This window comes from Paeniglutamicibacter sp. NPDC091659, from assembly GCF_044756805.1.
Taxonomy (GTDB): Bacteria; Actinomycetota; Actinomycetes; order Actinomycetales; family Micrococcaceae; genus Paeniglutamicibacter.
The window spans coordinates 142,974-151,133 of sequence record NZ_JBIVTO010000011.1 but is presented as its reverse complement, the minus strand read 5'-3'; the positions used below and the strand labels follow the sequence as shown (position 1 = coordinate 151,133).

The 8,160-nt window shown below is 64.8% G+C and carries 6 protein-coding genes; 4 read left to right on the top strand and 2 right to left on the bottom strand.

All coding sequences use genetic code 11. From position 1 onward, the window contains the following. Nucleotides 1–215: 215 nt before the first annotated feature. From tcuA to ACIQLF_RS18145, 3 genes are all read left to right on the top strand, one after another. Nucleotides 216–1,700, top strand: a complete 1,485-nt coding sequence (gene tcuA, locus ACIQLF_RS18155) for an FAD-dependent tricarballylate dehydrogenase TcuA (RefSeq protein ID WP_400301511.1) — start codon at nt 216–218, stop codon at nt 1,698–1,700. A gap of 51 nt (nt 1,701–1,751) precedes the next feature. Next, the gene (locus tag ACIQLF_RS18150; RefSeq protein ID WP_400301508.1) at nt 1,752–2,444 is read left to right on the top strand and encodes a GntR family transcriptional regulator; all 693 of its coding nucleotides are present in this window, start codon (nt 1,752–1,754) and stop codon (nt 2,442–2,444) included. A gap of 1,319 nt (nt 2,445–3,763) precedes the next feature. Further along, on the top strand, nt 3,764–5,098 hold the full coding sequence (locus ACIQLF_RS18145; protein WP_400301589.1) for an MFS transporter: 1,335 nt from the start codon (nt 3,764–3,766) through the stop codon (nt 5,096–5,098). A 751-nt stretch (nt 5,099–5,849) separates the two neighbouring features. Here the strand turns inward: ACIQLF_RS18145 and ACIQLF_RS18140 are convergent. Continuing rightward, nucleotides 5,850–6,647: an SDR family NAD(P)-dependent oxidoreductase gene (locus tag ACIQLF_RS18140; protein WP_400301505.1), complete on the bottom strand. Its 798-nt coding sequence runs from the start codon at nt 6,645–6,647 to the stop codon at nt 5,850–5,852. 115 nt (nt 6,648–6,762) lie between these two features. Here ACIQLF_RS18140 and ACIQLF_RS18135 point away from each other — a divergent pair, with 115 nt between their 5' ends. Continuing rightward, nucleotides 6,763–7,362, top strand: coding sequence for a TetR/AcrR family transcriptional regulator (locus ACIQLF_RS18135; protein ID WP_400301502.1), 600 nt, complete (start codon nt 6,763–6,765; stop codon nt 7,360–7,362). A gap of 164 nt (nt 7,363–7,526) precedes the next feature. Here the strand turns inward: ACIQLF_RS18135 and ACIQLF_RS18130 are convergent, their stop codons facing one another. Beyond that, a complete protein-coding gene (locus ACIQLF_RS18130; RefSeq protein WP_400301499.1) occupies nt 7,527–8,123 on the bottom strand; it encodes a TetR/AcrR family transcriptional regulator in 597 nt (198 codons plus the stop codon). Nucleotides 8,124–8,160 lie beyond the last annotated feature (37 nt).

Here is an 8,160-nt window from a genome sequence, read left to right as displayed (position 1 = left end):
TGGGGGGGGGCCCCCAGTGGGGTGCGTGGGGGGTTTCAACACCCCCCCCCCCCCCCCCCCCCAACCCCCCCCCCCCCCCCCCACGCACGACGCTGCGGGGGTCCATTCTCCTAGTGTTCCGCCCCCGCGGGGCTTCGAAGCGGATCTTCATGGAAGCTTGATTAGTTGCATACAGTTGTATACATTGGTGTCCAATTGTCGTTTGAGAGGAAAAAATGTCCCGGAATCAAGAAAACAGCACAGGCCAGGCGGACGTCATCGTGGTCGGCGGGGGAAACGCGGGATTCACGGCGGCCCACGCAGCAGCCGTCCGTGGCCGCTCGGTCATCCTGCTGGAAAAGGGCCAGCAGGAAATGGCGGGAGGCAACAGCTTCTACACCGCCGGCGCCACCCGCATCGTGCACGATGGCCTGGATGACCTGAAGGGCCTGGTCGTATCCGACGATCGGCACGATCGCACGGTTGTGCCCGCCTACAGCGCCGAGGAATACGCCGCAGACCTCGCCAAGGTCACCGAGGGCCGCAACGATCCCGAACTGACCGAGGTCCTGATCGCCGAAAGCCAGTCGACCCTGCGCTGGCTCAACGACCTGGGCCTGAAGTACCGCCTGATGTACGAGCGCCAGGCCTACGAACGCGCGGACGGATCGTTCCTCTTCTGGGGCGGGCTGCATGTCGGAAACGTCGGCGGCGGCGAAGGCCTGATCGCAGACCACACCCGGGTGGCCACCGAGCTTGGCATCGACGTCCGCTACGGGCACGCGGCCACCGAACTGATCGTCGAAGACGGCAAGGTCGTGGGCGTCGTCGTCTCAACCGATGAGGGAAGCCGGGAAATCCGCTCCGAATCGGTGGTCCTCACGGCCGGCGGATTCGAGGCAGACGCCAACTGGCGCCGCGAGCACCTGGGCGAGGGCTGGGAAAACGCGAAGGTCCGCGGCACGCCCTACAACACCGGAGACATGATCGCCGCCGCCCTGGCCATCGGCGCCGCCAAGGGCGGGGACTGGGGCACCTGCCACTCCGTGCAGTGGGATGCGTTCACCGCACGGAACGAAAGCAACCGCGAACTCACCAACCGCCTGACCCGGCAGAGCTACCCGCTGGGCGTCATCGTGAACACCGAGGGCAAGCGGTTCCTCGACGAAGGTGCTGACTTCCGCAACTACACCTATGCAAAGTACGGCAAGGAAATCCTCAAGCAGCCAGGCTCGGTGGCCTACCAGATCTTTGACGCAAGCCTGCGCCCGATGCTCCGCGAGGAGGAATACGACATGCCGGGCATCTCCGTGCAGAGCGCCGGCACCATCGAGGAGCTGGCGGCAAAGATCGGCATCGAACCGCAGGCGCTGGCCAAGACCATCGACGCCTTCAACGACTCGATCGACCGCGAAAAGGCGTTCGACCCGACCGTCAAGGACGGCCGCAAGGCCGCCACCGAACCGGTGAAGAGCAACTGGGCGGCCCCGCTGGAAACCGGTCCGTTCTACGCCTATGGTGTCACCTGCGGAATCACCTTCACCTTCGGCGGCATCAAGTCCGACACCCACGGCCGGGTACTCAACGGCGACGGGGCGCACATCGGCGGGCTCTACGTTGCCGGTGAAATGCTTGGCGGGCTCTTCAGCACCAACTACCCGGGTGGAACGGGCCTTGCCGCGGGCTGCGTCTTCGGCAGGCGCGCCGGTTCGCTCGCGTAGAATCTCAGATAACCGCATCGCCAAAACCACAGCTTCTCGAGGAACCCGAACATGACAAATGCCATCGCCTCGCCGCGCAACGACGGGGAAAGCATTTTTCTCACCTTGCGCGGGGAGATCCTGTCCGGAGTCCATCCTCCTGGCACCCCGGTGCGCGAAACGTCCCTCGCAGAACGCTTCGGCGTCTCCCGGACCCCGGTCCGGGAGGCGCTCTCCCGCCTCCAACAGGAACGACTCCTGGAGCGGGTCGCCCGGGGCCTTCAGGTTCCCCAGATTGACCCTCAGCAGGTCATCCAGATTTACGACATGAGGATCCTGCTGGAGGCCGAGGCCGCCGGGCAGGCCGCCAAGAGCCGGCAATTTGCCGACCTCATGCAGCTCGAGGCGCTGCTGCAGCGCGACCGTGCGCTTGAGGATCCTGACGACCACACCAGGATCGTCACGAACCTGGAATTCCACGCGGCGGTGTGGAACTGCGCCCACAACCCGGTCCTCAGGGACCTGCTGGACCGATTGTCCACGCACCTGATCCACGCCCCGCATTCCACGCTTTCCGTATCGGACCGCTGGGCCGAATCCCTGGGGGAACACGCCGCACTGGTGCAGGCCATCGAGGCACAGGACTCCGCGGCGGCAAGCACCATCGCTCGCGCGCACATGGAAAAGGCCCGTACTCTCAGGCTGCAGCTGCTCAAGCAGAATGCGCTGCGCAATTCGACCATCGGCGGGCACGCTGCTCGTTGAGTCATCGCCGTTAACGGAAGCCGCTTCGTCGCACTGAATTCGAGATTAGCTCCGGTACCTCCAACGCCCGCAAGGGGTGGACAGGGGCTTGGCCGTGCCGCGAACCACCGTCCTCCAGGGACGGGAAGCGCTGACGCTCGATCCTCTGGCGAATGCCTCCACCTTCCACCGCATGGAGGGCGACCTCGAGGTCGTTGCCCACAAGCGTGCTACCCCAGGCACCGGCATTGTGAGCCGTCCCACGGAGCCGGAATATTGTTCAAAGCCGATGGAAACACAGTGTTGTCGTTCGACGTCCACACACTCCACCCAAACACCACGAAATAACCCGTCCACTCGGAAACACCGCTAAGGGCACATCTGAACATGGGGGCGACCTACATACGCCCCCAACAATCCGTGCCGGTTTGCCGACGTCCTTTCCAACGACTACGAACTCGTTCCTGCTTTCTTGGGCAGAAGTGCTGGCACACGTTCTGCCCTGGCCTCCGGGTGGTGATCCTGTGGTGGCCTCCCGGGTCCCTGAAATGTGGGAGGAAGAAGTCAACGACGTGGGTAGTGCGCTGCCCTCCTCTTTCACAGAGTCCAAGACGACGAGGGCCGGGCCGCCCACCCTCCGTGCTCCCGAACCCGGGCCCGGCTCGTCACAAGCCCCTTGTCCCGGTCGACATGGTGGTTCCCCCCTACCACCCGGTGACCGCTCGCATCCGGTCTTGGTTTGGCCGTGCTCCACGTTCCCTTTCTGCGGCAGGCTCGGGGTGTGGAAGACACCTGATGGCGCTTGGCGCGCCGAGTGGAAGCATGCAGCTGCCCGCCGCAGCTTCCAGGCGGTGCCGGGCCGGTGAACCTCCAGTCCTCGATAGCCCGCGCCAAATCGTTACCGGTGGTTGACCGGTTCCGCTTCGGCCTACAAAAAGGTGGCCATCCCGTTGGCATGGGTGACCGGCACCCGGACTCTTTCCTGTGGCGGGGTGGGCGGCTCGGGCGGCCGAGGCATCTCGGTCGTGGCCGCAACCCGGCCGGATGCGCCGTCGGAGGATCGGGTTCCCGGCCGGATCGTGTCCGGGGTCCTGCCGGGAGGAGCACCTGCGTCCGGCCTGGGACGGCCCACGGTTTCCGTGGCAGGGCGGGGCATCGCTTCCCTATCATTCGGCTGCCCGGAAGCCGTAAAATTGGCGGTGTCGCGGGCAACGAGGCCGGCCACCATCCTGTCCGCCGCCACCTGACGGTGACCCACGGAAATCTGCAATCCCAGACCGGGCCCGTCGATTCCGGACGGAGGAACCCTCGTGAACACCAGACCGACAGACACGGCCCGCATGACCCCGCAACAGCGCCGGGTGGCCGGTGCCACCATGATCGGCACGACCGTGGAGTGGTACGACTACTTCATCTACGCCAACGCCGCAGCCCTGGTCCTGGCCCCGCTGTTCTTCTCCCCGCTGCAGGGGCCCATGGCCTCGATCGTCTCCTTCGCCACCGTGGGCATCAGCTTCCTGTTCCGCCCCCTCGGGGCCGTGATCATGGGCCGGGTGGGCGACCGCTACGGCCGCCGGATCGTGCTGATCATCACCCTGATCCTCATGGGCCTGGGCACCACCCTCATCGGCGTCCTGCCCACCTACGCCACCATCGGGGTGTGGGCCCCGATCCTGCTGGTGCTGCTGCGCATCATCCAGGGATTCTCCGCCGGCGGCGAATGGGGCGGGGCGGCGCTGATGGCCGTCGAACACGCCCCGGCCGAACGCCGCGGCAGGTTCGGGGCTTTCCCCCAATTGGGCGTCCCCGCCGGGATGCTTCTGGCCTCCGGGGTCACCGCCATCTTCGCCGCTGCCCTCACCGACGAGCAGTTCCTGGCCTGGGGCTGGCGGGTGCCGTTCCTGCTGAGCTTCGTGCTGATCTTGATCGGCCACTACATCCGCACCCGGGTCGAGGAGTCCCCGGTGTTCCACGAGCTGGAGGCCACCAAACAGACTGAGACCGCGCCGCTGTCCACCCTTTTCCGCGAGCACCCCACCAAGGTCGTGCAGGCCACGCTCGTCTTCATGGGCAACAACGCCGCCGGCTACATGCTCACCGGCGGCTTCATCCTGGGCTACGCCACCAAAAGCCTGCACATGAACGCCGGGACCATCCTGAACATCATCACCCTCGGTTCGGTGGCCTGGCTCATCTCCACTTGGGTCTCCGGGGTGCTCTCCGACCGCATCGGGCGGCGCAGGATGTACATCATCGGATGGGCGTTCATGCTCGCCTGGCTGTACCCGCTCTTCCTGCTCATCGACACCGGCCAGGTGGGCCTCGTCGTCGTCGCCCTGGTGGTCTTCGGAGCGGTCATGGGCCTGTCCTACGGACCGCTTCCGGCCCTGTACGCCGAGCTGTTCCCCGCCCGCATCCGGCTCAGCGGCGCCTCCATCAGCTACGCGATCGGTGCGGTGCTCGGCGGGGCATTCGCCCCCACGATCGCCACCGCGCTGGTGGGCAGGTTCAACACCACACTCGCCGTCTCAACGTACCTGTTCGTGCTCGTGGTGGCCTCGCTCATCGCCACCCTGACATTGAAGGATCGCACCGGGTCCAACCTCTACCCACCCGAGAGCAAGCTGCAGCCGTTGGAGGACGACGACACCCCCGGTCCCACCCACAACCTCTGAGAGCGGCGCCCCGGGCCAGGCCGCGGGCGTTCGGGGTTCCCGAATGATCGCCGGGCGACGGACCGCCCGGGGCACCGACGGGTCTCCTTGGGGCTCTACGACGAACGGTTGGCCACGCTCCCCGGTTTACAGCGCCTCAGCTCGACCCGGGTCATGAAGAACGTCGTCGGCAACGCCCCGCTACCGCTGTAGCGAATGCCGACCCAAATTCGGTGTGCTCCCCGATTGCTCCGCAACCGGGGAACAATCAAGGAGCACACCCTCGGGCTTGGCAGCCTCCGAGGATTCATTGGCTGCCAAGCACAGAGGTCCAAGGCTCCTTGGACGCGCACCCGAACGGGCAAGGCGTTAACGTCTGCGGCCGCGGTCAGGCTGGTGGGCTACCGGTCACCTATCGTGGACGGCCAGCAACCTCTCTGAGTGCACAATGTATCCAGATGGCGTCATTTCCCGGCACATCATCGATGCGGGGCCGGAATCAAAGCCCGGCCAACCCGGCGGGCGATGCAATGCCCCATAAACTCACGGTCGCCGATGGTGGCACATATGTATAGCCGAATCGCGAAGCAGAAGTGGTTTGAAGAAACCTGGAGAACGTCTCCATGAATCAAAGCCAGACCCTCCCCGCAGCCATCCTCCACCTGGGATGACCGTGCCAGTGAGTCATAACGATTCAATGCCAGGATATGGCAAGTCGACCCACAAAGTCCTGACCGATATCGAAAGTTCCTCCCGAGAGTCAATCCGTCATTCAGCTTCTGCGGGGCGCTGCGAGGCGGACATCGCCAAGAACGCGTGCGCTCGTCCGCGCCAAGGCTCGGCGCGAGAGCAGGCGGGTGCTCAGCGCGGTGATGTGGTTCATCCGACCCGAGACGATGCTCGGACGACCGTTCGCCCTGACCATCTCGCGGAACGCGGTATCGATCACCTGTGCAGGAGTCTGCTGTCGACCGACCGATGCGTCGCTCGTGCCAACCACATCGAAGAACTCCGTTTTCGTGGATCCGGGGCTCACAGCGAGCACTCGCAGCCCGCTCCCCCGAGCCTCGGCCCAGAGCGCCTCGGTGAAGCTCAATACGAAGGCCTTGGTCGCGCCGTATACCGCCATGCCGGGTGTCGGCTGGTACGCCGCGGTACTCGCAATCATGATGAGTGCACCACGACCCTTCAACAGCTGCGGCATGAGGAGCCGTGACAGCTCGACCACCGTTCCCACGTTCAGCTGCATCTCGGCCACCATGCGGTCCGGATCAGCGCCATCAAACGCGCCGTGGCTTCCGAAACCGGCGTTGTTGACCAGCGAGGTGACATGGATTTCGCGGCGTTCGAGCTCGGCGCACAAAGCGTTCGCAGCACCGGTGACACCCAGATCGGCCGGAATCACCTCGATCCGCACGTTCGATGAGGCGCGTAGTTCGGCCGCGAGCGCCTCGAGCCGGTCGGCTCGTCGTGCGACGAGTACCAGGTTGGATCCGCTCGCTGCGAAGCGCTTGGCGAATTCGACGCCGAGGCCGGAGCTCGCGCCGGTGATGAGAGTGGTCCCCCCCACTAAGGTCCAGTGTCATATTGGGTTCCTTTGGTCGATAAGTTCAATGTTGACAGTGACACCATTGAACACATCGTCGACGTTGTTGTCAATGTCAACATTCCTGTAGGATCATCGAGTGGACACCCAGCACTATCACCACGGCGATCTTCGCCGAACCCTGCTCGAAGCCGCGGCAGCCAGTATCGAGACCGTAGGCGTTGAAGCACTCTCATTGCGGCAGTTGGCACGCGATGCAGGCGTCAGCCACGCAGCTCCGAGCCGGCATTTTCGGGACAAGCAGGCGCTGCTAGACGCGCTTGCAGAGGACGGATTCAACCGACTCACCGCATTCCTGCATGAGGCGACGCATGAGAACGCAACCACGCCGGCCGCGGTTCGCCGTCGTTTCGATGACCTCGCGCGCAGCTACGTCACCTTCGCGCTCGCCCAGCCCACGCTCCTCTCCCTCATGTTCGGCCTGAAGCATTCACCCGATGCCCGTGCCGAGCTCCTCGCCGCGGGACATGCCTCGATGGAGCTCACGATGCGCATCGTGATCGCAGCGCAGGAGGTGGGGGCGATCGCTCCTGGCGATCCGCATCGCATCGCACTCGTCGCCTTTGCGACGTTCCATGGAATCGCGACACTCTCCTCCGGAGGCCTCATTGATGGAACGTCGGCCGACGAACTGGTTGCGACCGCGAGCGAGCTCTTGTGGCGCGGTCTCCAGCCATGAGCAGCTGAGGGCTTCCTGGTCGTGCGCGCATAGTTCCTGGATGTGCTCCACGCGATGAACGGGCCAGTCCGGGTCAACTCATCCTGAGCCGCCGCGCCTAGCTTGCCAGGAACCCACGAGACGCTATTTCGCCGCGCCTGTACATTCACGGCCTACGAGTATCTTTACTTCGATCGCTCCGGACGTTCGGCCAACGCTGAAGCCATGGCGGTGATCTGGGCGACGAGAACGGTGCGCCGCACACCATGCTCAACGCGGGTTCCAAGCATGAGATCCGAGAGCTGCGGCAGGGTCCAGTATGCGGTGGCAAGGGAGACGACGGTGAGCAGTAGATGGGCGGAACCTTCCACCCCGAGAGCTGGGCAGGCGGATTGGATCATGGCCGCATTCTCGCGGCAGGCTCTGGCTCTGGCGTCGCGGTCCGCATCGAGCACCCCACGCTCGAGGCCTTCCCATGCGAGCAACCGTGGCAGTGCGGGGTGTTCGGCATATTCGTCGTGCAGGCACCCTGCGAATTCTCCGATAGCGCTCGCACCCTCGCCTTCCAGGGGAACCGCGGTCAGGAAGCACTCAAGGGAGTGCGTAAGTACCGCGTCGAAGAGGCCCTCCTTGTTGCCGAAGTATTGGTAGATCCGTTCCTTGTTGACGCCGGCATCGCGCGCCACGGCGTCAACCCGGGTCCCCGCCAGCCCCCGTTGCGCAAAATGCGCGGTTGCTGCCTCGATGAGTAGTGCGCGCGTTCGTTCGGTGTCCCAGGCCATGAAATCAGCCTAGCTCAAACTCCAACCGTTTAGTTGG

What these genes read in the sequence shown, in the direction of transcription:
- ACIQLF_RS18145 (WP_400301589.1), top strand. Translation starts at nt 3,764, where the DNA reads ATGACCCCGCAACAGCGCCGGGTGGCCGGTGCCACCATGATCGGCACG.
- ACIQLF_RS18130 (WP_400301499.1), bottom strand. Translation starts at nt 8,123, where the DNA reads ATGGCCTGGGACACCGAACGAACGCGCGCACTACTCATCGAGGCAGCA.
- ACIQLF_RS18150 (WP_400301508.1), top strand. Translation starts at nt 1,752, where the DNA reads ATGACAAATGCCATCGCCTCGCCGCGCAACGACGGGGAAAGCATTTTT.
- tcuA (WP_400301511.1), top strand. Translation starts at nt 216, where the DNA reads ATGTCCCGGAATCAAGAAAACAGCACAGGCCAGGCGGACGTCATCGTG.